23 protein-coding genes are annotated in these 24508 nt (G+C 74.3%); 6 read left to right on the forward strand and 17 right to left on the reverse strand.

Going from position 1 to position 24508, the window contains the following annotated elements; genetic code table 11:
* Window positions 1-38: 38 nt before the first annotated feature.
* The 7 genes from IAG43_RS12815 to rsmI all read right to left on the reverse strand — a co-directional run bounded on the left by IAG43_RS12815 (window position 39) and on the right by rsmI (window position 7667).
* A complete protein-coding gene (locus IAG43_RS12815) occupies window positions 39-1385 on the reverse strand; it encodes an acyltransferase family protein (RefSeq protein WP_187740888.1) in 1347 nt (448 codons plus the stop codon).
* Between the two features lie 332 nt (window positions 1386-1717).
* Window positions 1718-2620 carry a 4-(cytidine 5'-diphospho)-2-C-methyl-D-erythritol kinase gene (locus IAG43_RS12820; RefSeq protein WP_187740889.1) on the reverse strand — a complete coding sequence of 301 codons (903 nt, stop codon included), beginning with the start codon at window positions 2618-2620 and terminating at the stop codon, window positions 1718-1720.
* On the reverse strand, window positions 2617-3477 hold the full coding sequence (gene rsmA, locus IAG43_RS12825) for a 16S rRNA (adenine(1518)-N(6)/adenine(1519)-N(6))-dimethyltransferase RsmA (protein WP_187740890.1): 861 nt from the start codon (window positions 3475-3477) through the stop codon (window positions 2617-2619). Before rsmA ends, IAG43_RS12820 begins: the two co-directional genes overlap by 4 nt.
* Window positions 3478-3521: 44 nt before the next feature.
* On the reverse strand, window positions 3522-4724 hold the full coding sequence (locus IAG43_RS12830; RefSeq protein ID WP_187744423.1) for a resuscitation-promoting factor: 1203 nt from the start codon (window positions 4722-4724) through the stop codon (window positions 3522-3524).
* Window positions 4725-5153: 429 nt separating this feature from the next.
* The gene (locus tag IAG43_RS12835; protein WP_187740891.1) at window positions 5154-6023 is read right to left on the reverse strand and encodes a TatD family hydrolase; all 870 of its coding nucleotides are present in this window, start codon (window positions 6021-6023) and stop codon (window positions 5154-5156) included.
* A 33-nt stretch (window positions 6024-6056) separates the two neighbouring features.
* Complete coding sequence (locus tag IAG43_RS12840; RefSeq protein WP_187740892.1) at window positions 6057-6485, reverse strand: hypothetical protein; 429 nt, start codon at window positions 6483-6485, stop codon at window positions 6057-6059.
* Between the two features lie 294 nt (window positions 6486-6779).
* The gene (rsmI, locus tag IAG43_RS12845; protein ID WP_187740893.1) at window positions 6780-7667 is read right to left on the reverse strand and encodes a 16S rRNA (cytidine(1402)-2'-O)-methyltransferase; all 888 of its coding nucleotides are present in this window, start codon (window positions 7665-7667) and stop codon (window positions 6780-6782) included.
* Between the two features lie 53 nt (window positions 7668-7720).
* Between rsmI and IAG43_RS12850 the strand changes: the two genes are divergently transcribed.
* Window positions 7721-9454: a dolichyl-phosphate-mannose--protein mannosyltransferase gene (locus IAG43_RS12850; protein ID WP_187740894.1), complete on the forward strand. Its 1734-nt coding sequence runs from the start codon at window positions 7721-7723 to the stop codon at window positions 9452-9454.
* Between the two features lie 117 nt (window positions 9455-9571).
* Here IAG43_RS12850 and IAG43_RS12855 read toward each other — a convergent pair whose 3' ends face one another.
* Complete coding sequence (locus IAG43_RS12855) at window positions 9572-10249, reverse strand: hypothetical protein (protein WP_246574270.1); 678 nt, start codon at window positions 10247-10249, stop codon at window positions 9572-9574.
* 307 nt (window positions 10250-10556) lie between these two features.
* Here IAG43_RS12855 and IAG43_RS12860 point away from each other — a divergent pair, with 307 nt between their 5' ends.
* The 4 genes from IAG43_RS12860 to IAG43_RS12875 all read left to right on the forward strand — a co-directional run bounded on the left by IAG43_RS12860 (window position 10557) and on the right by IAG43_RS12875 (window position 14725).
* Window positions 10557-12197 (forward strand): penicillin-binding transpeptidase domain-containing protein, encoded by a 1641-nt coding sequence (locus IAG43_RS12860; protein ID WP_187740895.1) that lies wholly within the window; start codon window positions 10557-10559, stop codon window positions 12195-12197.
* 204 nt (window positions 12198-12401) lie between these two features.
* Entirely contained in the window at window positions 12402-12914 is a 513-nt protein-coding gene (locus IAG43_RS12865; RefSeq protein ID WP_187740896.1) for a YbaK/EbsC family protein, read from the forward strand.
* Window positions 12911-13762 carry an EamA family transporter gene (locus tag IAG43_RS12870; protein WP_187740897.1) on the forward strand — a complete coding sequence of 284 codons (852 nt, stop codon included), beginning with the start codon at window positions 12911-12913 and terminating at the stop codon, window positions 13760-13762. The genes IAG43_RS12865 and IAG43_RS12870 overlap by 4 nt, the downstream gene beginning before the upstream one ends.
* A 165-nt stretch (window positions 13763-13927) precedes the next feature.
* Window positions 13928-14725 carry a DUF817 domain-containing protein gene (locus tag IAG43_RS12875; protein ID WP_187740898.1) on the forward strand — a complete coding sequence of 266 codons (798 nt, stop codon included), beginning with the start codon at window positions 13928-13930 and terminating at the stop codon, window positions 14723-14725.
* Here the strand turns inward: IAG43_RS12875 and IAG43_RS12880 are convergent.
* From IAG43_RS12880 to IAG43_RS12910, 7 genes are all read right to left on the reverse strand, one after another.
* On the reverse strand, window positions 14649-15479 hold the full coding sequence (locus IAG43_RS12880; protein WP_246574272.1) for an SDR family NAD(P)-dependent oxidoreductase: 831 nt from the start codon (window positions 15477-15479) through the stop codon (window positions 14649-14651). The genes IAG43_RS12875 and IAG43_RS12880 overlap by 77 nt on opposite strands.
* Complete coding sequence (locus IAG43_RS12885; RefSeq protein ID WP_246574736.1) at window positions 15476-16639, reverse strand: serine hydrolase domain-containing protein; 1164 nt, start codon at window positions 16637-16639, stop codon at window positions 15476-15478. The genes IAG43_RS12880 and IAG43_RS12885 overlap by 4 nt, the downstream gene beginning before the upstream one ends.
* 104 nt (window positions 16640-16743) lie before the next feature.
* The gene (locus IAG43_RS12890) at window positions 16744-17193 is read right to left on the reverse strand and encodes an organic hydroperoxide resistance protein (RefSeq protein WP_187740900.1); all 450 of its coding nucleotides are present in this window, start codon (window positions 17191-17193) and stop codon (window positions 16744-16746) included.
* A gap of 89 nt (window positions 17194-17282) precedes the next feature.
* Entirely contained in the window at window positions 17283-17828 is a 546-nt protein-coding gene (locus IAG43_RS12895; protein ID WP_187740901.1) for a MarR family winged helix-turn-helix transcriptional regulator, read from the reverse strand.
* Window positions 17825-18604, reverse strand: coding sequence for an energy-coupling factor ABC transporter ATP-binding protein (locus tag IAG43_RS12900; protein WP_425508594.1), 780 nt, complete (start codon window positions 18602-18604; stop codon window positions 17825-17827). The genes IAG43_RS12895 and IAG43_RS12900 overlap by 4 nt, the downstream gene beginning before the upstream one ends.
* Window positions 18601-19362 carry a cobalt ECF transporter T component CbiQ gene (gene cbiQ / locus IAG43_RS12905; RefSeq protein ID WP_187740903.1) on the reverse strand — a complete coding sequence of 254 codons (762 nt, stop codon included), beginning with the start codon at window positions 19360-19362 and terminating at the stop codon, window positions 18601-18603. The genes IAG43_RS12900 and cbiQ overlap by 4 nt, the downstream gene beginning before the upstream one ends.
* 1 nt (window position 19363) lies before the next feature.
* Window positions 19364-20518: an energy-coupling factor ABC transporter permease gene (locus tag IAG43_RS12910; protein WP_187740904.1), complete on the reverse strand. Its 1155-nt coding sequence runs from the start codon at window positions 20516-20518 to the stop codon at window positions 19364-19366.
* Window positions 20519-20716: 198 nt separating this feature from the next.
* Between IAG43_RS12910 and IAG43_RS12915 the strand changes: the two genes are divergently transcribed.
* The gene (locus IAG43_RS12915) at window positions 20717-21118 is read left to right on the forward strand and encodes an SsgA family sporulation/cell division regulator (RefSeq protein WP_343075596.1); all 402 of its coding nucleotides are present in this window, start codon (window positions 20717-20719) and stop codon (window positions 21116-21118) included.
* A 306-nt stretch (window positions 21119-21424) separates the two neighbouring features.
* Here the strand turns inward: IAG43_RS12915 and IAG43_RS12920 are convergent, their stop codons facing one another.
* Both IAG43_RS12920 and IAG43_RS12925 read right to left on the reverse strand, forming a co-directional pair.
* The gene (locus tag IAG43_RS12920) at window positions 21425-23596 is read right to left on the reverse strand and encodes an MMPL family transporter (protein WP_187740906.1); all 2172 of its coding nucleotides are present in this window, start codon (window positions 23594-23596) and stop codon (window positions 21425-21427) included.
* 175 nt (window positions 23597-23771) lie between these two features.
* Window positions 23772-24344, reverse strand: coding sequence for a TetR/AcrR family transcriptional regulator (locus tag IAG43_RS12925; protein WP_187740907.1), 573 nt, complete (start codon window positions 24342-24344; stop codon window positions 23772-23774).
* Window positions 24345-24508 lie beyond the last annotated feature (164 nt).

Below are 24508 nucleotides of genomic sequence, written 5' to 3' on the forward strand. Positions count from 1 at the left end.
TCCTGCCCGGGGGAACGATCGACGTCCCAGCCTACTTGTCAGGCGGGGCCGCCCCGTCCGGGCATGGCGGCGAGCGGCCGCCGCCCCCGGCCCGCCCGCTCCACCAGCAGCCATCCGCCCAGCGCCATGACGACGGCGGCGGGCGCGCTGACGTGCACCGCGATCAGCAGCGCCGTCCTGCCCTCCAGCAGCCCGCCGAAGCCGACCATGGACAGCCCGAGGACACCGAACAGGCAGAGGGTGATCCCGACGGCCGCGATCGGGCCGGTGCCCGGCGCCGGGGCCGCGGCCGCGCCGCCCGGCCGTTCGAACCGGCGGAAGACGGCGACCAGCAGCGCGGTCACCGCCGCCGCCGCCGCGATCCGCACCGGTGTCTGCGCCCACCAGGCCGCGGACGCGGGCTCCGGCAGCGTGAACCCGGCCGCGATCATCGCCCCGTACACGCCGAGCATGGCCGTCAGATGCCACAGGAAGGCCGTCATGGCGATCCCGTTGGCGGCGACCACCGCCCGCCAGACCCCGGCCCTCGCCACCAGCCGGCCGCCGGGCCGCCTGAGCAGCTCGACCGCGCCGACGAGCCACAGGCCGTGGCAGAGCAGCGCCAGCGTCGGCGGGGCCATGTTGGAGACCTTCTCCCCCGGCATGCCGACCATGGACAGCGGGTACGGCCCGAAGGCGACGAGCGCCGCCGCCGCGGCGAGCCCGGCCCCCGCGAGCAGCGAGGGCATCCGGATGCGGCCGTCGGCCCGCAGGAAGCCCAGCTGGTGGACGGCGAGCCAGACGAACGCGAAGTTCAGGAACTCCACGAACGGCACCCCGCACGCGAACCGCAGCACGTCCACGAGGACCGCGCCCCCGGCGAGCACGCCGAACGCGCCCCACCCCCAGCGCTCGTGCAGGCGCAGCAGCGCCGGGGTGAACGCCACCATCGCGAGGTAGATCCCGATGAACCACAGCGGCTGCGTCACCAGCCGCAGCGCCACCCCGGTCATCCCGCCGCCCCCGCCGAGCAGTTGCACGACGAGCGCGAGCGCCCCCCAGACCAGCACGAACGCCATCGTCGGCTGCAGCAGCCGCTGCAACCGCCCCCGCAGGAACGCCGAGTACACGGCCCGCTCCGGATGACGGCGCCCGAGCGACCGGTAGGACAGGGCGTGCGAGAACCCGCCCACGAAGAAGAACACCGGCATCACCTGGAACACCCAGGTGAGCAGCTGCAGCTCGGGCACGACCGCCAGCAGGTTGCCGACCCCGTCGCCGGTCACGGCCGCCATCAGCCAGTGCCCCGCGACGACGGTCGCCAGCGAGGCGACCCGCAGCAGGTCGACGTACCGGTCACGGTTCTCGGGGGTGCGCTCGGCGAGCGCCCGCACAGTCGATGCCATGCCCGCCACCCTGCCGCCCGCGGCCCGCCGCGGTCAGGGCGCTGCTACTCACCCGCACCTGAGTACGTCCCGGGGCACACCGGCGGACGACCATGCCGGCCCGGGGAACCCCGCCCCGCGGAACTCCAGCCCCGCCGGCGCTTGAGGCGCGGGGTCCGGCCCCACCGGCGCTGGGGCGCGGGGCCCGGGGGAAACCCAGCCCCGCCGGCGCTTGAGGCGCGGGGCCCGGGGCGGAGCCCCGGAAAACGGGGTCCGGGGCGGAGCCCCGGTTACGGGAAGGGGCGGGGTGGGGAAAGGCCCGCCGCAGGCGCACCACCCCCACCCACCGCCCCCTACCCCCCGGAAACCACCCGCGCCCCCGCCGCCGGCCCCGCCGCCACCCGCGCGGCCCGGCACGTCCCCGACGCGACCAGCGCCTCGGCCACCCCCCGCGCCGCCTCCGCGTCCTTCACCAGGAACGCGGTCGTCGGCCCGGACCCGGAGACGAGCGCGGCGAGCGCCCCCGCCGCCGTCCCCGCGTCGAGCGTCGCGCCCAGCGCGGGCCGCAGCGAGAGCGCCGCGGGCTGGAGGTCGTTGACGAGCGCGCCGGCCAGCGCCACCGTGTCACCGGTGCGCAGTGCGTCGAGCAGGGCGGGCGAGGCGGCGGGCTCCGGGACGGCCACGCCCTCGGTGAGCCGGTCGAACTCGCCGAACACGACCGGCGTCGACAGCCCTCCGTCGGCCATCGCGAAGACCCAGTGGAACGTCCCGCCCACCTCCAGCTCCGTGAGGTGCTCCCCGCGCCCGGTGCCGAGGGCCGCCCCGCCGACCAGGCTGAAGGGGACGTCCGACCCCAGCTCCGCGCAGATCGCGAGGAGTTCGGCGCGCGAGGAGCCGAGCCCCCACAGCGCGTCGCAGGCGAGCAGCGCGCCCGCACCGTCGGCCGAGCCGCCGGCCATGCCTCCGGCGACGGGGATGTCCTTGGCGATGTGGATGTGCACGTCGGGCGCGATGCCGTGGCGTGCGGCGAGGAGTTCGGCGGCGCGGGCGGCGAGGTTGGTGCGGTCCAGGGGCACCTGGCCGGCGTCCGGTCCGTCGCAGGTGACGGTGAGCGAGCCGGCCCGCTCCACGGTCACCTCGTCGTACAGCCCGACCGCGAGGAAGACGTTGGCGAGGTCGTGGTAGCCGTCGGGGCGGACGCCGCCCACCGCCAGCTGCACGTTGACCTTGGCCGGTACCCGTACCGTGACGCTCACTGCCGTGCCTCCGCGATCCTCGCGAACTGTTCCACCGTCAGGGACTCGCCGCGCGCCTGCGGCGACACACCGGCCGCGACGAGCGCGGCCTCCGCGGCCGCCGGTGACCCGGCCCAGCCGGCCAGCGCGGCCCGCAGCGTCTTGCGCCGCTGCGCGAACGCGGCGTCGACGACGGCGAAGACGTCCGCCTTCGTGGCGGTCGTCTCCACCGGCGACGTGCGGCGCACCAGGGACACCAGCCCGGAGTCCACGTTGGGCGCGGGCCAGAACACGTTGCGCCCGATGGATCCGGCGCGCTTGACGTCGGCGTACCAGTTGGCCTTCACGGAGGGCACGCCGTAGACCTTGTTCCCGGGGACGGCGGCGAGGCGGTCGGCGACCTCGGCCTGCACCATCACCAGGGTGCGTTCGATCGTCGGGAAGCGGTCCAGCATGTGCAGCAGGACCGGGACGGCCACGTTGTACGGCAGGTTCGCGACCAGCGCGGTCGGCGCCGGGCCGGGCAGTTCCTGGACGTGCATGGCGTCGGAGTGGACGAGCGAGAACCGCTCCGCCCGCCCGGGCAGGCGCGCCGCGACGGTGGCGGGGAGCGCGGCGGCGAGCACGTCGTCGATCTCGACCGCGACGACCCGGTCGGCGGCCTCCAGCAGCGCGAGGGTCAGCGAGCCGAGTCCGGGGCCGACCTCGACGACCACGTCGTCGGGTGCGACGGCGGCGGTGCGCACGATCCGGCGGACCGTGTTGGCGTCGATGACGAAGTTCTGGCCGCGCTGCTTGGTGGGGCGTACCCCCAGCGCGGCGGCCAGTTCGCGGATGTCGGCGGGGCCGAGGAGTGCGTCGGGATCAGTGGTGCTCACCGCTACAGCCTACGGCCGCACCACTGCAGCCTACGGCCGCGCCGCTACAGCCTGCGGCCGCAGTGGGGCCAGGGACTCGCCCCCCGCTGCACGTAGAGCTTCTTCGCCCGGTACGTCTGCTCCGCCGCGGGCGCGTCCTCCGGGCGGCCGCTGCCGCCCAGCGAGCGCCAGGTGCCGGCGTCGAACTGGTAGAGCCCGCCGTAGGTCCCCGAGGGGTCGACGGCGCCCGGCCGGCCGCCGGACTCGCACTGCGCGAGGGCGCCCCAGTCCAGCCCGTCGGCCCCCGCGACCGAGTCCGGCGGCCTGCGGGTGCCGACCCTGATCCGTTCGGTGACGGGCTCGCGCACGATCTCCTCGTAGAGTCTGCGGGGTTTCTGCCGGACCCCGTTGACGGTGCGCAGGGCGTACGTGACCCGGCGGATCCCGGGTACGCCCTGCTGGTCGACGACCTCGGTGCCGGCGAACAGCGAGGCGTCCCGGGTGCGCTCGACGGCGTGGGGGACGGGCTCGTCCGTGGTCCGGCGGCCGTCGGTGACACGCAGCACGGTGATCGTCTGGCCGTCGCGGGGGAAGCTGTCCGGCGGCACGGACGTCGTGTCCTGCCCGCGCAGCGTGATGCCGGCGCCCGCGAGGGCCTCCCGCACGGTGGGGGCGTTGGTGCGGACGGTGTGCTCGCGGCCGTCGGCCATGAAGGTCACCGAGCGTTCGGTGCGCATGTCCACGGTGAGGCCGGTGCGGCCGATGGCCGTCGAACGGGAGACGGACAGGTAGGCGCCCGTCGCCCGTACGCCGAGTTGCCGCAGCGCCCCGTCGACGGTCTCCGCGGTCGTCCACACCGTGCGCCGGTGGCCGTCGAGGGTGAGGACGAGGGGGCGTCCGTGGCGGACGACGATCTCGTCGCCGCTGTCGAGGCCGGTGTGCGGACCGGGGGCGACGACGTCGTGCGGGCCGATGCGCACGTCCTCGTCGTCGAGGAGTTCCGCGACGTCGTCGGCGAAGGTGTGCAGGGTGCGGGGCTCGCCGTCGACGGTGAGCCGCACCGCCTTGTCGGCGCCGACGAACGCGGCGGTCCCGCCGGCGAGGAAGGCGACGACCAGGGCCCGCGGCACGAGCCGGCGCAGGTTCTCCGCGCTGGGCGCGGTCCTGCGCCGCCGGGCGGCCCTGCGCGCCTGGGCGCGTCCGCCGGTCGCGGCGGCCGGGGCGCCCGGCCGGGGCAGGGCCGGGCCCGTGGCGCCGGCGCCCTTCATATCGACGTACGGCAGCGTCGGCGCGTACGCCTGGGCGAGGCGGGCGTCGACGACGGTGGGCGGCGGCCCGGGGGCCGTGCGGCGGCCGGGCCGGGCGCCGGCCGCGTCGGGTGCCGGGCCCGGGGCCGGGACGGCCGGGGGGAGCAGGGTGCCGGCGAGGATCGTGTCGGCGAGGCGGGTGTCCACGACGGTCGGCGCCCGGCCCCCGCCCGGCCCGCTCCGGTGGACCGCGTCGTACAGGACGCCGTGTCCGCTCTCCCGCGCACCGCCCGCGTCGGCGGCACGGTGACTGCCCTGCGCTCTGCTCACGACGCTCCGCCGGCCGATCGGACACCCAGTGGGCACCGGACAGTAGCGGAGCGGCGGCCACTCTCCCAAGCCGGACGGTCACCCAGCGTGGCGTGGCGGCCGGAAGGTCGCCCGATCCGGTCAGTACCCGAAAGCGCGCGCGGTGTTGGCGGCGATCGCTGCCGCCAGGGTGTCCTCGTCGACGCCTCTGACCACGGCCATGGCGCGGAGCGTCACGGGGATCAGATAGGGCGCGTTCGGCCGGCCCCGGTAGGGGGCGGGGGTCAGGAAGGGGGCGTCGGTCTCGACGAGGACCAGTTCCGCGGGGGCGACGGCGAGCGCGTCGCGCAGCGGCTGCGCGTTCTTGAAGGTCACGTTGCCGGCGAAGGACATGAAATACCCCTTGGCCGCACAGATCTCCGCCATTTCCGCGTCACCGGAATAGCAGTGGAACACCGTGCGTTCCGGTGCGCCCTCCTCGTCGAGAATGCGCAGCACGTCCGCGTGCGCCTCCCGGTCGTGGATCACCAGTGCTTTTCCGCGGCGTTTGGCGATCTCGATATGGGCGCGGAAGGACCGCTCCTGCGCGGCCATTCCCTCTGGCCCGGTGCGGAACGTGTCGAGCCCGGTCTCCCCGACCGCCTTGACCTCGTCGAGCGCGGCGAGCCGGTCGATCTCGGCGAGCGCGTCGTCGAGGGCGGCGTCGCCGCCGGCCTCCCGGGCGCCCTGGCGCGACCAGCCGTCGGGGTCGCCGAGCACGATCCGCGGGGCCTCGTTGGGGTGCAGGGCGACCGCCGCGTGCACCTGCGGGTGCGCGGCGGCGGTCTCGGCGGCCCAGCGGGAGCCCGACAGGTCGCAGCCCACCTGGACGACGGTGGTGACACCGACGGCGGCGGCCCGTGCGAGGGCCTCCTCGACGGTGCCCTCCTGCATGTCCAGGTGGGTGTGCGAATCGGCGACCGCCACCCCGAGCGGTTCGGGCAGCGGCGGGGGTGCGGACTTCGAGCTCATGGGCGCGATCCTACGAGGCGCCCCGGGCTCCGCTCACCTGCGGTGGTGGAAAGGGCGCAGCAGGTCGGACAGGTGCCAGTGGTGCGGCTCGGACGGCGTCGCGTCCGACCGCGTCGAGCCCCCGGTCGCGGCGTCGCCGTCGCCCGCGCCCTCGTGGGACGCGCCACCCCCGGACTTCCTGCGGTGGCGTCCGTGCGCGGAGGCCTGTGCCATCAGGCCGAGCACCGAGGAGACCTGTCCGGCGCGCATGATCCGCACGACGTGGCCGCCGCAGTTGAGGCAGGTCGGGCTCGACAACGGGGACGGGACCCGCTTCCCGTCGGCCGTGTAGACGACGAATTCCCCGCCGTGGTTGTCGGTGTGGTGCTCGATCTCGTAGGACTGCTCCCAGCCGTACCCGCAGCGCATGCAGGCGAAGGCGTACGCCTCATGGACTTTCGCGGCGTCGGTGATCTCACTCATGCCAGCTCCTCTCCACCGATTTCCAGTGGACGCCCGTTTCGGCGGGAGCGCATCAGCGCGGGTCGATAAATGGTGCGGCCTTGGGCATTCCCATGCACAAACGGGCCGGGACGCGGTCTGCCCTTTGCCTTTTCACGACAGGGCTTTACCGAGGCGCCGTCCCTCCGCGGATCCGAGCCCCGTCCCGCGCTTCCCCGCCCGCCCCGCGTGCCCCGCCCGCCCCGTCGGCGGCCCCGCACCGAAGCGCCGCGTGCCCCGGCCACCGGCCCCGCACCGGGGCCCCGTCGCGCGCCGTCACGCGCCCGCGGCGCCGCCCGCCCGCTCGGCGTTCTTCGCCGCGACGACCGCGTCGAAGACCTCGCGCTTGGGCAGGCCGGTGTCGGCGGCGACCGCCGCGATGGCCTCCTTGCGCCGCTCGCCCGCCTCCTCGCGCACCCGCACCCTGCGCACCAGCTCGTCGGCGTCGAGTTCGGCGGGGCCGGCTTCGGGCGCGCCCTCGACGACGACGGTGATCTCCCCCCGCACTCCCTCGGCCGCCCAGCGGGCGAGGTCGCCGAGACCGCCCCGCTTGACCTCCTCGTAGGTCTTGGTCAACTCGCGGCAGACGGCGGCGCGCCGGTCGGCGCCGAAGACCTCGGCCATCGCGGCGAGGGTGTCGTCGAGCCGGTGCGGGGCCTCGAAGTACACGAGCGTGCGGCGCTCCTGTCCGGCCTCGCGCAGCCGGGCGAGACGCTCGCCGGCCTTGCGGGGCAGGAACCCCTCGAAGCAGAAGCGGTCGACGGGGAGCCCGGAGAGCGCGAGCGCGGTGAGCACGGCGGAGGGACCGGGGACGGCCGTGACCCTGATGTCCTGCTCGACGGCGGCCGCGACGAGCCGGTAGCCGGGGTCGGACACGGACGGCATCCCGGCGTCGGTGACCAGCAGCACCCGGGCCCCGCCGGCGAGCGCCTCGACGAGTTCGGGCGTGCGCGCGGTCTCGTTGCCCTCGAAGTAGGACACGACGCGCCCGCCGATGTGCACACCGAGGGCCTGGGTGAGCCGGCGCAGCCGCCGGGTGTCCTCGGCGGCGACGATGTCGGCGTCCGCCAGCTCGGCGGCGAGCCGGGGCGGCGCGTCCGCGACGTCGCCGATGGGGGTGCCTGCGAGGACGAGCGTTCCGGGTGTTCCAGTCACAATCCCCATCCTCCCAGGACGGGAGGCACCACTCGCACAGCCGTGTTCCCTACGATGGCGCGGTGACCAGTACCGCGCCTCCCACCTACGAGGGCTCCGAGGGCAAGGAAGCCCCGCAGCCGCCCGGCCGGCTCCAGCGCCTGCGCCGGTTCGGCTACACGCCCCGGCCGGTGATCGGCCTGCGCGAACGCCTCGTGCCTCCGTACACGCGTCCCTCCGGCGGACTGTGGCCGGTGCTCGGCATCAGGCGCGCCGACGCGGACGTCCTGCTGCGGCTCTCCGCCTGGGCCGGTCCGCTGCTCGTCGCGCTCGTCGCGGGGCTGCTGCGGTTCTGGAACCTGGGCAGGCCGCACGCGGTGATATTCGACGAGACGTACTACGCCAAGGACGCCTGGGCGCTCATCAACCAGGGCTACGAGGGCAGTTGGCCGAAGGACGTCGACAAGCGGATCCTCCAGGACGCCTCGGCCGTGGCGGCGCCCGTCGATCCGGGCTACGTGGTGCACCCGCCGGTCGGCAAGTGGATCATCGGCATCGGCGAGAAGCTGTTCGACTTCACGCCGTTCGGCTGGCGCTTCATGGTGGCCGTGCTCGGCACCCTGTCGGTGCTGATGCTGTGCCGCATCGGCCGCCGGCTGTTCCGCTCCACGTTCCTCGGGTGCCTCGCCGGGCTGCTGCTGGCCGTGGACGGGCTCCACTTCGTGATGAGCCGCACCGCGCTGCTCGACCTGGTGCTGATGTTCTTCGTCCTGGCCGCCTTCGGGGCGCTGCTCCTGGACCGCGACTGGACCCGGCGGCGCATGGCCGCGGCACTGCCGGAGGATCCGGAAGGGGTGCTGCGGCCCGACGCGGGGATCGCGGCGACGCTGCGCTTCGGCTGGCGCCCGTGGCGGCTGACGGCGGGCGTGCTGCTGGGCCTGGCGGCGGGCACCAAGTGGAACGGCCTGTACGTGATGGCCGCGTTCTGCGTGATGAGCGTCCTGTGGGACGTCGGCACCCGGCGCACCGCGGGCGCGGTCCGGCCGTACTCGGCGGTGCTGAGGCGGGACCTGTTCCCCGCGTTCGTCTCCACGGTCCCCGTCGCGATCGCCACCTACGTGGCGTCGTGGACGGGCTGGATCGTCACCGGCAAGGGCTACCACCGCCAGTGGGCGAGCACCGGCGCCGGGCAGGACAGCGCGTGGGGCTGGCTGTTCCCGGACTGGTGGCGCAGCCTGTGGCACTACGAGTCGCAGGTCTACACGTTCCACGTGGGGCTCACGGACGGGCACACGTACGAGTCGAACCCATGGAGCTGGCTGGTGGTCGGCCGGCCGGTCTCGTACTTCTACGAGGACCCGTCCGCGGGCACCGGCGGCTGCCCGGCGGGCACGGCCGACAAGTGCGCCGCCGAGGTGCTGGCGCTCGGCACCCCGCTGCTGTGGTGGGCCGCCTGCTTCGCCCTGCTCTACGTGGCGTGGCGGTGGCTGTTCCGCCGCGACTGGCGGGCGGGCGCCATCCTCTGCGCCTTCCTGGCGGGCTGGCTCCCGTGGCTGCACTACCAGGAGCGCACGATCTTCCTCTTCTACGCGGTCGTGTTCGTGCCGTTCCTCTGCCTGGCCGTCGCCATGATGATCGGCGCGATCCTCGGCCCGCCCGGCTCCGACGAACGCCGCCGCGCGGTGGGCGCGATCGGCGCGGGGGTGCTGGTGCTCCTGATCGTGTGGAACTTCATCTACTTCTATCCGATCTACACCGGGCAGCCGATCCCGATGGAGGAGTGGCGCAACCGGATGTGGCTCGACACCTGGGTGTAGCGCGCCCGCGGCGCGGGGCCCGGCACCGGTGAGGTGCCGGGCCCCGCGCCGTCGTCCGGGGCCGCGGGCCCGGACGGCACTGCCCGGGCCGGTGCTCGGGCCGTGCCGAGGCCGTGCTCAGGCCTTGGCGGCGCAGATGGTGTCGTAGGGGCGGCCGATGGCCATCAGCAGCTCCATCGGCTCGGTGGTGCCCGCCGGGCAGCTCTCCTTGCCCTTGACGAGGTCGAGCACCTTGTAGGTGCCCGCACCGCCGGAGGCGCAGGCGACCTCCTGGGCGGTCGAGGTGACGCAGTCGCCCTTGACCAGCTGGCCGCCGCCGGCGCCCGCGTCGCCGGGGTGCTCGCCGGACAGGTTGCGGCCGCAGACCGTGTTGGTCGGGATGCCGCCGCCCTTGTTCGAGGAACCGTAGGAGATGGAGACCTGGATGATCAGGTCGGTGCCGGCCGGGCACTGGACCGAGTCGGGCAGGATGCTCGCGTCCTGGATCTCCAGCGCCTTGAAGGTCGCGCCGGAGTCGTCGCAGTCGAAGGCCCGGTAGCCGTCGGGACGGTTCTCGGGGTCCGGGCCGCCGCAGTCGCCCACCTTCCAGGAGCCGCCCTGCCCGTCGGAGGCGGAGGACGAGGACGAGGAGGGCCGGGACGACGAGGAGTCGTCGTCGCCGAAGATCTGCGAGGCCGCGAAGCCGAGGCCGAGGATCACCGCGAGGGACACCAGCCCCTGGAGGCACCCTCCGGAGCGCCGCCGGGGCTGCGGCGGCTGCGGCTGCGGCGGGTGCTGGGCGTAGGGGTTGCTCATACCGGTCTCCTCGTCGGGGCGGGAGCGCGGCGCCGGGCCGCGCACGCTCGGGGACGCGGCATGGACACCTCATGGTTCCGGCGCGTCGGGGACGGGGGCCGGCGCGGTCTCCGGAGCCGGGAGTGCGAAGCCGGGGCCCGGGCCCGGCCGGCGGTCCCGGTGCGGACGGCGGGATCGCTCCCGAGGCCCGGTCGCGGTCGGGTAAAGACCCGGCCGCGCGCCACTCACGTCCCGTAGGGTGCACCTGACTCGCGCATTTGAACACGTTCATGGAAAGCGCGTGCACTCTGGGGAGGGGGCTGCGGTCATGCGCAGCGGTGCGAAAGTGGCGGTCGTCGGCGGTGTGTTCGCCGTCGTGGCGACGGGTGTGGGGTACGGGGGCTGGAACCTCTGGAACGGGATCACGGGCGGCGACGACGGGGGCGGCGGCGTCTCCACGCAGTCCGCGCCCAAGAAGACCGGTCCGCCCGACGCGGAGGAGATCGAGAAGACGGCCGCGGACTTCCTGGCGGCCTGGGCGTCGGGCGAGGGGGCGACCGCCGCCCAGCTCACCAACAACGCGGCGGTCGCGGAGCCGCTGATCACCGGCTACAGCGCGTCGGCCCATGTCACGAAGGCCGTGATCGAGCCGGGCGAGGCGGTGGGCGCGAAGGTGCCGTTCACCGTGAAGGCGACTGTGGAGTACGCGGGGGTGTCCAAGCCCTGGTCGTACTCCTCGTCGCTGACCGTCGTCCGGGGACTCACCACGGGCCGGCCGCTGGTGGACTGGCAGCCGACCGTCGTGCACCCCGAACTCACCGAGGGCGCCTCGCTGGTGACCTCCGAGGCGTCCGCCCCGCCGATCAGGGCGGTGGACAAGGACGGCGTCGAGCTGACCGAGGAGAAGTTCCCCTCGCTGAAGGGCGTCCTCGCCGAACTGCGGCAGAAGTACGGCGCGAAGGCCGGCGGCGTCGCCGGGGTGGAGCTGGCGATCACCTCGGCCGACAGGACGGTGCCCGACAAGAACCTGCTCACCCTGACGAAGGGCAAGGAGGGGACGCTGAAGACCTACCTGGACGCGGGGGTCCAGGCCGCCGCCGAGAAGGCGGTCAAGCGGTACGGCAAGGCGTCCGTGGTCGCGGTCGAGCCGAGCACCGGCTACATCCGGGCGGTGGCCAACAATCCGGCCCAGGGCTTCAACACGGCCTTCGGCGGCGCCCAGGCGCCCGGCTCCACGATGAAGATCGTCACGGCCGCGATGATGCTCGACAAGGGGCTGGTCAGCGGCCCCGGCTCCAAGGTCGAGTGCCCGCCGACCATCACCTGGGAGCGCGAGTTCCACAACCTGAAGGACTTCGACCTCGGGACCACCACCTTCCAGAAGGCCTTCGCCCACTCCTGCAACACCACCTTCATCAAGCCGGTCAAGCCCCTGGGGACCGGTGCGGGCACGGCCCTCGGCGAGACGGCGAAGAAGTACTTCGGCATCGGCGAGGAGTGGCAGACCGGGGTCAAGACCTGGGACGGCTCGGTCCCGGCGTCCTCGGGCGCGGAGACGGCGGCCTCCTACATCGGCCAGGGCAAGATCCAGATGAACGCGCTCAACATGGCCTCCATCGCCGCCACCGTGAAGGGCGGCGCCTTCCGGCAGCCGCTGATCGTCCCGCAGTCGCTCGACGACCGCCCCCTGGCCCCCACCCGTCAGCTCCCCGGCGGCATGGCCGCCACCCTGCGGCAGCTCATGGCCGCCGCCGCGACCGGCGAGGGCACCGGAGCGCGGGCGATGGCCCCGGTCGGCGGCAGCAAGGGCGCCAAGACCGGCTCGGCGGAGGTCGACGGCCAGGGCTCGTCCAACGCCTGGTTCACCGCCTACGCCGGGGACCTCGCGGCGGCCGCCGTGGTGGACTCCGGCGGTCACGGCGGCGACTCCGGCGGCGACGTCGTGGCGCGCGTCCTCAACGCCCGCTGAGACGCGGCCCGCACGGACCACCGGCCCGGACCGGACCACCGGATCGGGCGGCCGGCCGCAGTGCCCCGCGGCGGCCCTGCGCTGACGGGAGGCCGCGGCGCCCGCGGGGCGGTCCGGTCCGGGCCGCCCCGCGGGCGCCGGGCGGACGACCGCACACCGAAACAGGTTCGCGTGGCCCGTACACCTACCGCTAGCGTGCGGGCCATGAGCACCCACGACACCGCCGACGCCCACCCCCGCTTCGCCGACGCCCTGCGCGAGCTCGGTCTCACCGTGCCGGTACGCCGGTTCCCGGACGCCACCCGCACCGCCCAGCAGGCCGCCGACGCGATCGGCTGCGAGGTCGCCGAGATCGTCAAGTCGCTGGTGTTCGAGGCCCGGGGAGCGGACCCCGAGGGCGCGGGCGAGCCGGTGGTCGTCCTGGTCGACGGCTCCTCCCGGGTCGACGTCGAACGCGTCCGCGCCGAGCTGGGCGCCGCCTCCGTGAAGCGGGCCGGCGCGGACACGGTCCGCGCGACCACCGGATACGCGATCGGAGGCGTCCCGCCGTTCGGCCATCTGACCCGCAGCCGGGTGCTCGCCGACCGCGGGCTGCTCGACCACGCGGTGGTGTGGGCGGCGGCCGGTACGCCCCACACGGTCTTCCCGCTCGACCCGGAGACCCTGATCGCCCACGCGGGCGCGACCGTCGTGGACGTCCGCGAGCGCACGGCGTGACGCCTCTGGTCGTGGCCGCCGTGCTGGTGGCCGCGGTCACCCACGCCGGCTGGAACGCCCTCGCCCACCACATCAAGGACCAGGTCGTCGCCTTCACCCTGATCGCGGGCGGGGCGGCCGTGATGGGCGCCGTGATGGCGTGCTTCGCCCCGCTGCCCGCGGCCGGGGCGTGGCCGTACCTGGTCGTCTCGGCGCTGCTGCACGTCGGCTACCAGGCGCTGCTGATGCGGTCGTTCAGCCTCGGCGACTTCGGCCAGATGTATCCCATCGCCCGTGGCACGGCTCCCCTGGTGGTGACGGTCGCGGCGGTGCTCTTCGTGGGCGAGCGGATCGGCGGGTGGCAGCTCGCCGGTGTGGCCGTCGCCTCCGCCGGGCTGGTCGGCGTGGCGCTCTGGGGCATCCGGGGATCGGGCCGGCGCCCGCACTGGGCGGCCATAGCCGCCGCGCTGGCGACGGGGGTGTCGATCGCCGCGTACACCGTGGTGGACGGTGTGGGGGTGCGCGCCTCGGGCACCCCCCTCGGGTACATCGCCTGGCTGATGATCCTGGAGGGCGTGCTGATCCCGGCGTACGCGGTCGCCACCCGCCGGCGCGCGCTGCTCGCCCAGCTGCGCCCGCACGCGGCACGCGGACTGCTGGGCGCGGCGATGTCGGTCGCCGCGTACGGCCTGGTGCTGTGGGCGCAGACGCGCGCCCCGCTGGCTCCCGTCGCGGCGCTGCGCGAGTCGTCGATCATCGCGGGCGCGGCGATCGGCGCGCTGCTGTTCAAGGAGCGTTTCGGCGCGCCCCGGATCGTCGCGGCGGGGCTGATGGTCGTCGGGATCGGTCTGATGCTGAAGGCGGGCTGACTCCCCGGGCCGCTCACGGCGAACCGGCACCCCGGATCCCCGCGGCGGACCCGCGCCCCCGACCGAGCCGGGCACTCCGCCGGGCGCGCCCCGGGCTCCCCCGCTCCCCCGGCGCGCTCCCGGCCCTGGGCGAACCGCCGCCCCGTTCCCGGCGTCCCCCACCCCATGGGGACGTTCACGGAAGGCGCGCGCCAGCTCCTGCGCTTCGCGGTGCTGGAGGCGCGGTGCTGCGCGTTCGCCGTCGCGCTGGTCTGCGGCATCGCGGTCTCGAACCTGCTGCCCGAGCTGCCGGTCGCCCGCTACGACCTGCTGCTCCTCTACGGACTCCTGCTCACCGCCGTCGCCTGGAGGGCGGGCTGGGACAGCCCGCGGGACCTCGCCGTGATCGCCGGCGCCCATGCCGTCGGTCTGCTCTTCGAACTGGTCAAGGTCCGGATGGGATCGTGGGGTTACCCCGAGGAGGCGCTGACGAAGGTCGGGGGCGTGCCGCTCTACGGTGGCTTCCTCTACGCGGCGGTCGCCAGTTACATCTGCCGTGCGTGGCGTCTGTTCGACCTGCGGCTGACGGGCTACCGGCCGCGGGTGACGGCGGTGCTGGCCGCCGCGGTCTATCTGAACTTCCTCAGCCACCACTGGCTGCCGGACGCCCGCTGGCCGCTCGCCGCGCTGCTGCTGGCGGCGACGGCGGGGACCTGGGTGAGCTTCCGGGTGGGCGTGCGCGACCACCGGATGCCGCTCGCCCTGTCGTTCGTGCTGATCGGCTTCTTCCTGTGGATCGCCGAGAACGCGGCGACCTGGGCGGGCGCCTGGAGCTATCCCGACCAGCTGGACGGCTGGCAGCCGGTGTCACCGGCCAAGTTCGGGGCGTGGGCGCTGCTGGTCTCTGTCACGTTCGTGCTGGCGGCGGCGTCGGCGGGGCGCTCCGGGGCACGGTCCCCTCGGGTGGGCGGAAGCCCGTGTTGACGGCCAGCAGCCCGCCGTCCACGCGCAGGGTCGTGCCGGTGATCCAGGCGGCGTCCCGGGAGGCGAGGAACGCGACGGCGGCCGCGATGTCCTCCGGTTCGCCGACCCGGCCGAGCGGATAGACCGCGCTCAGGTGCTCCAGCATCTCCTCGCGTCCGTCCCAGGCCCGGGTGCGCACGGTGCCGGGGTTGATCTGGTTGACGCGGACGCCGCGCGGGGCGGCCTCCGCCGCGAGGGTGCGGGTGAGCGAGGCGAGACCCGCCTTGGCCGCGCTGTACGCGTGCCCGCCGAAGGACTGCTCGGCGTTGACGGACCCGATGTTGACGACGGCTCCCCGTCCGCCGGCCGCCAGGTGCCCGAGCGCGGCCCGGGCGCACCGCATGGCTCCGGTGAGGCAGACGTCCAGGTCGCGCGACCAGCCCTCGTCGGGCTGGTCCTCGAACCGCGGGGCGTCGGGGGTGGCGGAGAGCGCGTTGTTGACGAGGACGTCGAGGGTGCCGAACCGTTCGACGGCGTACGCGACGGCCGCCTCCACCGAGGCGCGGTCGGCCACGTCGCAGCGCAGCGCCTCGGCACCGGCGACGGACGCGGCCGTCTCCTCGGCGGCGTCCGCGTCGATGTCCGTGACCAGCACCCGCGCGCCTTCGGCGGCCAGCCGCCGGGCGGTGGCCGCGCCGATGCCGCGTGCCGCCCCGGTGATCAGCACCCCGTGGCCTTCGAACCGCCCCGCCCGCACGTCCGCCTCGTCGCTCACAGGCTGGAACGTACCGCGCGGACCAGTGCCTGCGCACGGGGGTCGGCGGTCACTCCTTTGCGCATCCCGTTGGTGGTGTAGCCGAGCGCGATGCCGGATTCGGGGTCGGCGAAGCCCAGCGAGCCGCCCCGGCCCGGGTGGCCGAAGGAGCCGGGTCCGAGCAGCGGCGCGGCCGGACCGTGCAGCATGAAGCCGAGACCGAAGCGGGTGGAGACGACCAGCACCCGGTCCGGCCCCGCGGACTCCTCGGTACGGGCCAGCGTGAGGGTGGCGGGGGCGAACAGCCGGGCGCCGCCGTCGACGTCGCCGATGGTGGCCGCGTAGAAGCGGGCGAGGGCGCGGGCGGTCGAGATGCCGCCGGAGGCGGGGAGTTCGGCCGCGTGGTAGGCGGGGTCGTTCTCGTCGGGGAGGGGGTCGACGGCGCCGAAGGCCCGCCGGGTCAGCGAGCCGGGGTCGCGGTACGCCTCGGCGACGGACCGCTTGGGCCGCAGCTTCAGACCGCCGCCCTCGGCCGGCTCCGGTTCGGGGACGGGCCCGATGCGGCCCACCCGGTGGGCTTCGTCGGCGGGTATGCCCAGCCAGAAGTCGAGGCCGAGCGGGCGGGCGATCTCCTCGGCGACCCAGCGGCCGATGGTGCGCCCGCTGACCCTGCGGACGAGTTCGGCCAGCAGCCAGCTGTACGTCTGCGCGTGGTAGCCGTGGTCGGTGCCCGGCTCCCAGGCCGGTGCCTGGGCGGCGACGGCGGCGGGGCCGGCGGCCGGGTCCAGCGCCTCGGCGGGGGTCAGCGGCCGGTCGAGCGCGGGGAGTCCGGCGCGGTGGGCGAGCACGTGGCGCACCAGGACGCGTTCCTTGCCGGCCGCCTTGAACTCGGGCCAGTAGGTGCCGACGGGGGCGTCCAGGTCGATCTGGCCGCGCTGGTGGAGCAGGAGGACGACGGCCGCGGCGACCCCCTTGGTCGCCGAGCGCACGACCTGCGCCGTGTCGACCGCCCACGGCTCGGCGCCGTCGACGTCCCGGGTGCCCGCCCACAGGTCGACGACCTTGCGGCCGTCCCGGTAGACGGCGACGGCCGCACCGCGCTCGCCGCGCTGCTCGAAGTTGCGCACGAAGGCGTCCGAGACCGCTTCGAAGCCGTCCGCCACCGTGCCCCGCACGTCCACCACAGGTGCTCCTTCGCCGCCGTCCATTCCCCCATGGTGCAACGCGGTCCGGACCAGGGTGACCGCGGGTGGCCCCGCGGCGGCGGCCGGAAGCCGCCGGACCGTCAGCTCAGCACGATGGAGACGTCGATGTTGTCGCGGGTGGCGTTGGAGTACGGGCAGATCCGGTGGGCGGCGGAGACCAGCCGGGCGGCGAGGTCCTGGTCGACGAGCGGGAGGGAGACGCTCAGTGCGACCGCGAGGCCGTAACCGCGGGCGTCGTTGGGGCCGATGCCGACCTTGGCGGCGACGGTGGAGCCGTCCAGGTCGAGTCCGGCCCTGCGGCCGACCAGCACCAGGGCGTTGTGGAAACAGGCGCTGTACCCGGCGGCGAACAGCTGCTCGGGGTTGGTGCCGTCGCCGTCGCCGCCGAAGACGGGCGGGGTGGCCAGCCGGAGGCCGAGCTGCCCGTCCTGGCTGGTGACCCAGCCCTCGCGGCCGCCGTGCGCGGTGGCCTCCGCCACGTACACGATCTTGGTGGGCCGGGTGTCGGCGGTCTCGCCCTCGTCGATCATGTGCGTTCCCCGGATGGTGCGGCGCCGCGGGTCCGCCCCGCGCACGCGAAATACCGTGCGCACAACGTATCCGAGGCCCGAGGGGCCGGTCACTCCGGGGCGGATCGGCTCCCCGCGGACCCGGCCGCCCGCTCCTTCGGTCCGGCCGTGCGCTCCTTCGGTCCGGCCGCCCGCTCCTTCGGTCCGGCCGCTCCGGCCAGCCGGCGCAGTTCCTCCCGCAGCCGCGCGACCTCGGACTCCGTCAGGCCCGTACCCCGCATCAGCTCCCCGGGCACCCGCACGGCCCGCTCCCGCAGCGCCGCGCCCTCCTCCGTGAGCAGCAGCCGCACCGAGCGCTCGTCCGCCGCCGACCGCTCGCGGCGCACCAGGCCCGCCGCCTCCAGCCGCTTGAGCAGCGGCGAGACGGTGCCGTAGTCCAGACGCAGCGCGGCGCCCAGCTCCTTGACCGGCACCTCGCCGCGCTCCCACAGCACCAGCATCGTCAGATACTGCGGATACGTGAGACCCAGCTCCGCGAGGAGCGGGCGGTAGGCCGCCGTGACCGCCCGCTGGGCCGCGTACAGGGCGAAGCACAGCTGGTCGTCGAGGAGCAGCGAGGCCGGGGCGGCGGCGGTGGTGGTCTGGTCGTCCGTCACGCGCCCATTGTCACGGACGACGGGTCGAAGCCGAAGGGCAGCTCCAGCCGGTGGGTCCGCATCAGGGCGTCGTCGCTCAGCAGGTCCTGCGTCCTGCCGTCCGCGGCGATGACCCCCTCGCCGAGGATCACCGAGCGCGGGCAGAGCTCCAGCGCGTACGGCAGGTCGTGGGTGACCATCAGGACGGTGACGTCCAGGGAGCGCAGGATGTCGGCGAGTTCCCGCCGCGACGCCGGGTCCAGGTTGGACGAGGGCTCGTCCAGGACCAGGATCTCCGGCTCCATCGCGAGCACGGTGGCGACCGCCACCCGGCGCCGCTGCCCGAAGGAGAGGTGGTGCGGCGGCCGGTCCGCGAAGTCCTCCATGCCGACCTGCCGGAGCGCGGCCCGCACCCGCTCCTGGAGCGCGGGGCCGCGCAGCCCGCCGGAGGCCGGCCCGAAGGCGACGTCCTCGCCGACGGTCGGCATGAACAGCTGGTCGTCCGGGTCCTGGAAGACGATGCCCACCCGGCGGCGGATCTCGGCGAGGTTCGCCTTGGCCACGGGCAACCCGGCGACGGAGACCGTGCCGACGCCGCCGGTGAGGATGCCGTTGAGGTGGAGCACCAGCGTGGTCTTCCCGGCGCCGTTCGGGCCGAGCAGCGCCACCCGCTCCCCGCGTCCCACGGTGAGGTCGACCCCGAACAGGGCCTGGTGCCCGTCGGGGTAGGCGTAGGCGAGGCCCCGCACGTCGAGCGAGGGGGGTGCGGGGTCGCGGGGTGCGTCGGTACCGGTCACAGGCTCCATCCCAGCAGACAGACCGTGAGGGCGGCCACCGGCAGCGCGGCTGCGTACGTCCACTGGGCCCGGGTGGCCCGGACGTCCTCCAGGACCGGCATGGTCCCGGTGTAGCCGCGGCTGATCATCGCCAGGTGCACGCGCTCGCCCCGCTCGTAGGAGCGGATGAAGAGGGCCCCCGCGGTCTTGGCGAGGACGCCCCAGTGCCGGGGCCCGCGGGCCTCGAAGCCCCGGGACCGCCGGGCGATCGACATCCGCCGCATCTCGTCCGTGATCACGTCGCCGTAGCGGATCATGAACGAGGCGATCTGGACGAGCAGCGAGGGCAGCCGCAGCCGCTGGAGGCCGAGCAGCAGCGAGCGGAGCTCGGTGGTGGAGGCGAGCAGCACGGACGCGGCGACGCCGAGGGTGCCCTTGGCGAGGATGTTCCACGCGCCCCACAGCCCGGGAACGCTCAGCGCGACCCCGAGGACCTCGGTCCGCTCCCCCGGCACGACGAACGGCATGAGCAGCGCGAAGGCGACGAACGGGATCTCCACCAGCAGCCGCCGCAGCACGAAGCCGGCGGGGACGCGGGCCACCGCGGCCACGGCCGCGAGCAGCGCGGCGTAGACGCCGAAGGCCCAGACCGCCTCGCGCGGGGTGGAGACCACGACGAGCACGAAGCACAGGACGGCGATCAGCTTGCAGTGCGCCGGCAGGGTGTGCACGGGCGAGTGACCGTGCCGGTAGAGCCGGTGGGCGTGGCCCGCGCCCATGTCAGGCGGGGCCCCGCCCGGAGGCGCCGGGGCGGTCGTCCGGGCCGGGCCCGTCACCCGGCCCGTCGGTCGCCGCGGACCCGCCGGCCAGGCCGGACCCGTCGGCCGTGCCGCGGCGGCGGTGGACGGCATAGAAGACGCCGCTGCCCACGACGACCGTGGCGCCGACGCCGATCACTCCGGCGAGTCCCCCGGAGATCCGCGTGTCCGACACACCCTCCACTCCGTACTCGGCGAGCGGCGAGCCCGCGGCCCCGTGCTCCTCGACGGCCTTGTCGAAGCCCTTGTCGGAGGCCACCTTCTCCAGTCCGTCGGGGCTCGTGGAGGCGTAGAAGGAGACGAAGCCGGCCAGCACGAGCGAGGCGATCAGACCGCCTGCCCACACCCGGCGGTGCGAGCGGGCGGCGGGGGCGGACGCCGGGGCGGGGGCGTTCGCCGGGGCGTCGACGAGTTCGCCGCCGACCCGCAGCTTCAGCGGGGCCGCGAGCCCGCGGGCCCCGTACACGAGGTCGGGGCGCACGGCGAGCACGGCGCCGACGGTCAGCGCGGTGATCACGGCCTCGCCGATGCCGATGAGGACGTGCACGCCGACCATCGCGGTGAACACGGAGCCGATCGGGACCTCGGTGACGCCCCCGATCGCGTAGAGCAGGGTGAAGGCCGCGGCCGACGCGGGCACGGAGACCAGCGCGGCGGCGAACGAGGCGACCGAGACCGACCGCCGGGTCCGCGGCAGGACCGTGAGCAGCCCGCGGAAGAGCGCGTACGCGACGACGACGGTGACGACGCCCATCACCGTGATGTTCACACCGAGGGCGGTGAGCCCGCCGTCGGCGAAGAGGACGCCCTGCATCAGCAGGACGACGGCTATGCAGAGCACCCCGGTGAACGGGCCGACGAGGATCGCGGCGAGCGCCCCGCCGAGCAGGTGGCCGCTGGTGCCGGCGGCCACCGGGAAGTTGAGCATCTGCACCGCGAAGACGAAGGCCGCGACGAGCCCGGCGAGCGGCGCCGTGCGCTCGGCGCCGAGCGTCCCGGCGTCCGCGCCGCCCAGCTCGCGCCGGGCCCCGCGCAGGCTGACGGCGACGGCGCCCGCGGCGGCGACACCGGCGGCCACGGAGACGGGCGCGTTGATGAATCCGTCGGGCACATGCATGGGAAGCCTCGCTTCGGACAGACGAAGAACCGACCAATGATAGGTCCCTCTTGCGAACAGCTTGCAAGAGCGCACAGGTCACAGTTGGGTCGGCGGGCGGCCGCCGGAGAGGAGGCGAACGGGCGTTCCACTCGAAATATGGGACATTAGATGACAAAGCAGACGAGTGTGAGGAGCCGGCCGATGTCCCCCGCCGTCATGGAAAACGCACGAGGTCGAATCGTCACCGACGCTCCCCAGCACCGCCCCGTCCGCGTCTCGCTCCGCTACGACCCTTCCGAGGACCCCGCCTCCGTCTGCTTCTCCTTCCCCGGCGGCCGTGAGTGGACCTTCCCCCGCGAGGTGCTGGAGACCGGCCTGAAGGCGCCGATCCGGCGTGGTGACATAGAGGTCTGGCCGTGCGGGCGGGTGCAGGCGGTCGTCGAGTTCCACACCCGCGACGGGGTCGCCGTGGTGCAGTTCGAGGCCAAGACGCTCAGCCGGTTCCTCCGCCACACCTACGCGGTGGCGGCCACGGCCCCGGGAACCGCACCTGCCGCACCCGCCGCACCCGCCGCGGAGCCTCCCGCGTCCGCCACCCCCACGGCCACCACCGCCTGACCGACGCCGCCCGCCGCACGGCACCCACCGGGTACGGCCGCGCGGCGCGTCCGGGACGGTCGCGCCCGCGCCGACGGGTCCCGGGACGGTCGCGCCTGCGGGTCCGGGTACGGCGAAAGGCCGCTTCGGCCGGGCTCTCGCCCCGCCGAAGCGGCCTCCTCCGCGTGACGGCCCCCGTCCCCACGGTGCCGTCACGCGTCCGGGAGCTCGCTCCTCCGGCGCCTGGGCACCGGCCCCCGGCCGCCTGCCGGCCGGCCGGGGACTCCCGGGTCCGAGGGGGCCGGGCCCGCGGGCCCGGCCCCGCGGTCAGACGCGGACCAGTTCGCGGTCCTCGTCGGGCCCGCCGCTGCCGGGCTCGCCGGCGAGCTGCTTGTGCAGCTTCTCGCCCTCGACGTCCACGTTGGGCAGGATGCGGTCCAGCCAGCGCGGCAGCCACCATGCCTTGTGGCCGAGGAGCGCGAGCACGGCCGGGACGATCGCCATGCGCACCACGAACGCGTCGAAGACGACGGCGATCGCGAGGCCGAAGCCGATCATCTTGACCATCTGCTCGCTGGAGCCGATGAAGCCGGCGAAGACCGCGATCATGATGACGGCGGCCGCGGAGACCACCCGGGCGCCGTGCCGGAATCCGGTCACGACCGCCTCGCCGGGCCGCTCGCCGTGGACGTACGCCTCGCGCATCCGGGTGACGAGGAAGACCTCGTAGTCCATGGCGAGACCGAACACCACGCCGATCATGAAGATCGGCATCATCGACATGATCGGGCCGGTCTGCTCGACCCCGAACAGCGAGCCCAGCCAGCCCCACTGGAAGACGGCCACGACCGCGCCGAGCGCCGCGACGACCGAGAGCAGGAAGCCGAGCGCCGCCTTGAGGGGCACCAGGATCGAACGGAACACGAGCATCAGCAGCAGGAAGGCGAGACCCACGACCAGCGCGAGGTAGGGCAGCAGCGCGTCGTTCATCTTCTCCGAGAAGTCGATGTTCATCGCGGTGGCGCCGGTGACGTAGACGTCGTCACCGCTCTTGTCGCGGATGTCGTGGACCAGGTCCTCGGTGTCGGCGGAGGACGGCCGGTCCTTCGGGATCACGGTGATCATCGAGGTGTCGCCGGCCTTGTTGGGCGTCGCCGGGGTGACGGCGGCCGTGCCCGGAAGCTCCTTGATGATGTCGATGGTGCGTTCGGCGGCGGCCTTGTCGCCGTCCACCACGACCATCAGGGGCCCGTTGAATCCGGGGCCGAAGCCGTCGGAGAGCAGGTCGTACGCCTGGCGCTGGGTGGTGCTCACGGGCTGGGAGCCGTCGTCGGGCAGACCGACCTGGAGCGACGCGGCGGGCACGGCGACGGCCGCGAGACCCGCGACGGCGACGAGCAGCACGGTCACCGGGCGCCGCAGCACGAACCGGGCCCAGCGGGTGCCGGCGTTCGGCTTCTCGGAGACGGGCTTGCCCTTGCGGGCCTTCCGGCCGAGGACCTTGTCCCCGGCGAAGCCGAGCAGCGCGGGGATGAGCGTCAGCGCGATGAGCACCGCGATGACGACCGTGCCGGCGGCGGCGAAGCCCATCTTGCTGAGCATCGGGATGTTGACGACGGCGAGGCCCACCAGGGCGATGACGACGGTCAGACCGGCGAAGACGACCGCGGAGCCCGCCGTGCCGACCGCGCGTCCGGCGGCTTCCTCGTGCTCGCGGCCCTCGGCCAGTTCGGCGCGGTAGCGGGAGACGATGAAGAGCGCGTAGTCGATGCCGACGGCGAGGCCGATCATCATGGCCAGCGTCGACGTGGTGGTGCCGAGGTCCAGCACGCTGGCCAGGGCGGTGATGGCGGAGATGCCGATGCCGACGCCGATGATCGCGGTGAGCAGCGGCAGACCGGCGGCGACCAGCGAGCCGAAGGTGATGACCAGGACCACCCCGGCGATGATCACGCCGATGATCTCGCCCGCACCGGTGTGCGGCATGGCCTGGAGGGCGTCACCGCCGATCTCGACGGTCAGTCCGCTCTCCCGGGCCGTCTCGCCGGTCTTCTCCAGCGAGTCGCGGTCGGCGTCGGTCAGCTCCATGGAGTTGACCTTGTACGTCACGGAGACGTAGGCGGTGGAACCGTCCTGGGACACGGCCTGCGCGGTGTACGGGTCGGTGACCGAGGCGATCTGGTCCGAACCGGACTTGAGCGCGTCGACGGCGTCGGTGACGACGGCCTTCGGCTCGGCGTCGGTCATCTTCCCGCCGGCCGGGGCCTTGAAGACGACGCGGGCGGTGGCTCCGTCGGCGCTGCCGCCGGGGAACCGCTCCTCCAGCAGGTCGAAGGCCTTCTGGGCCTCCGTGCCGGGGATCGAGAAGGACGAGGAGGTGGCGGTGGGCGCGGATGCCGCGCCGAAACCGGCGATCGCCAGCAGTGCCACCCACAGCAGGGCGACGAGTCGGCGGCGGCGGAACGCCGTCCGGCCGAGCTTGTAGAGGAACGAGGCCACGAGGGCTACTCCCGTGTGTGAGACGAACAGGGCAGGGGGAGCCGGCCCGACGACGAGAGCGGCGCGCGTCAGGTGCTGCGGGTGAGCGGATCGTGCTGGTTGATCCGGGGAGAGGGGACCGCGGAGGTGGGGGCTCCGAAAGGCCGGAGTGGGGAGACTCCGGGACCTCGGGTGATCAGGCCGCGAGTGCGGGGAGCACGACGGCGTCCAGATAGTCGGTCAGGAAGGCACGGTCGGGTGTCCGGTCCTCGATCAGCTGCCGGGCGACGAACGCGCCGACGATCATATGGACGACATAGCCCAGCGCTGGGTTGTCCGCCCGGATCTCCCCCCGGTCCACGGCTCTGCGCAGCAGCACGCCGAGCCCGGAGATCTCGGGCTCGATCAGCAGGTCGCGCAGCGCCTCGTGCAGATCGGGGTTGGTGTGGACCGCCTGGGCCAGACCCCGCATCAGCGCGGAGTCCTTCTCCATCTGGCAGTCGTCCGTGCTGTCGAGCATGGCGCGGAAGTCGCCGTGCAGGCTTCCGGTGTCGATGTCGTGGACACTGGTGGGCTTGTTGTGCCGCATCGCCTTGACGACCAGTTCGGCCTTGCTCCCCCACTGGCGGTAGAGGGTGGCCTTGCTGGCACGGGTGCGGCCGGCGACGGCGTCCATGGTGAGGGCGTCGTATCCGACCTCGCGCAGCAGGTCGAGCACCGCCTCGTACATCTCCGCCTCACGCTCGGGGGTCAGCCTGCTGCGCGTCATGGCATCCTCCCGGGGCGTCGGCAATACGAAACGGTTTCGTACACCTCGAAGTTACCCCACCGGCCGAGCGAAACGAAACCGTTTCGCTTGTGGAGTGGGTCACGCCGTCCGCGTCACCGGGGCCACCGGATCGCGTCACCGCGGCCACCGGATTTTCACCCGGT

Source organism: Streptomyces genisteinicus, assembly GCF_014489615.1.
Lineage (GTDB): Bacteria > Actinomycetota > Actinomycetes > Streptomycetales > Streptomycetaceae > Streptomyces > Streptomyces genisteinicus.

Bases quoted from the DNA above. Each gene is read 5' to 3' on its own strand.
- IAG43_RS12830 (WP_187744423.1), bottom strand. From the start codon at position 4,724: ATGAAGGGCGCCGGCGCCACGGGCCCGGCCCTGCCCCGGCCGGGCGCC.
- IAG43_RS12925 (WP_187740907.1), bottom strand. From the start codon at position 24,344: ATGACGCGCAGCAGGCTGACCCCCGAGCGTGAGGCGGAGATGTACGAG.
- IAG43_RS12815 (WP_187740888.1), bottom strand. From the start codon at position 1,385: ATGGCATCGACTGTGCGGGCGCTCGCCGAGCGCACCCCCGAGAACCGT.
- IAG43_RS12875 (WP_187740898.1), top strand. From the start codon at position 13,928: ATGGGGACGTTCACGGAAGGCGCGCGCCAGCTCCTGCGCTTCGCGGTG.
- IAG43_RS12855 (WP_246574270.1), bottom strand. From the start codon at position 10,249: ATGAGCAACCCCTACGCCCAGCACCCGCCGCAGCCGCAGCCGCCGCAG.
- IAG43_RS12910 (WP_187740904.1), bottom strand. From the start codon at position 20,518: ATGCATGTGCCCGACGGATTCATCAACGCGCCCGTCTCCGTGGCCGCC.
- IAG43_RS12915 (WP_343075596.1), top strand. From the start codon at position 20,717: ATGGAAAACGCACGAGGTCGAATCGTCACCGACGCTCCCCAGCACCGC.
- IAG43_RS12835 (WP_187740891.1), bottom strand. From the start codon at position 6,023: ATGAGCTCGAAGTCCGCACCCCCGCCGCTGCCCGAACCGCTCGGGGTG.
- IAG43_RS12890 (WP_187740900.1), bottom strand. From the start codon at position 17,193: ATGATCGACGAGGGCGAGACCGCCGACACCCGGCCCACCAAGATCGTG.
- cbiQ (WP_187740903.1), bottom strand. From the start codon at position 19,362: ATGGGCGCGGGCCACGCCCACCGGCTCTACCGGCACGGTCACTCGCCC.
- IAG43_RS12840 (WP_187740892.1), bottom strand. From the start codon at position 6,485: ATGAGTGAGATCACCGACGCCGCGAAAGTCCATGAGGCGTACGCCTTC.
- rsmI (WP_187740893.1), bottom strand. From the start codon at position 7,667: ATGGGGATTGTGACTGGAACACCCGGAACGCTCGTCCTCGCAGGCACC.
- IAG43_RS12865 (WP_187740896.1), top strand. From the start codon at position 12,402: ATGAGCACCCACGACACCGCCGACGCCCACCCCCGCTTCGCCGACGCC.
- IAG43_RS12860 (WP_187740895.1), top strand. From the start codon at position 10,557: ATGCGCAGCGGTGCGAAAGTGGCGGTCGTCGGCGGTGTGTTCGCCGTC.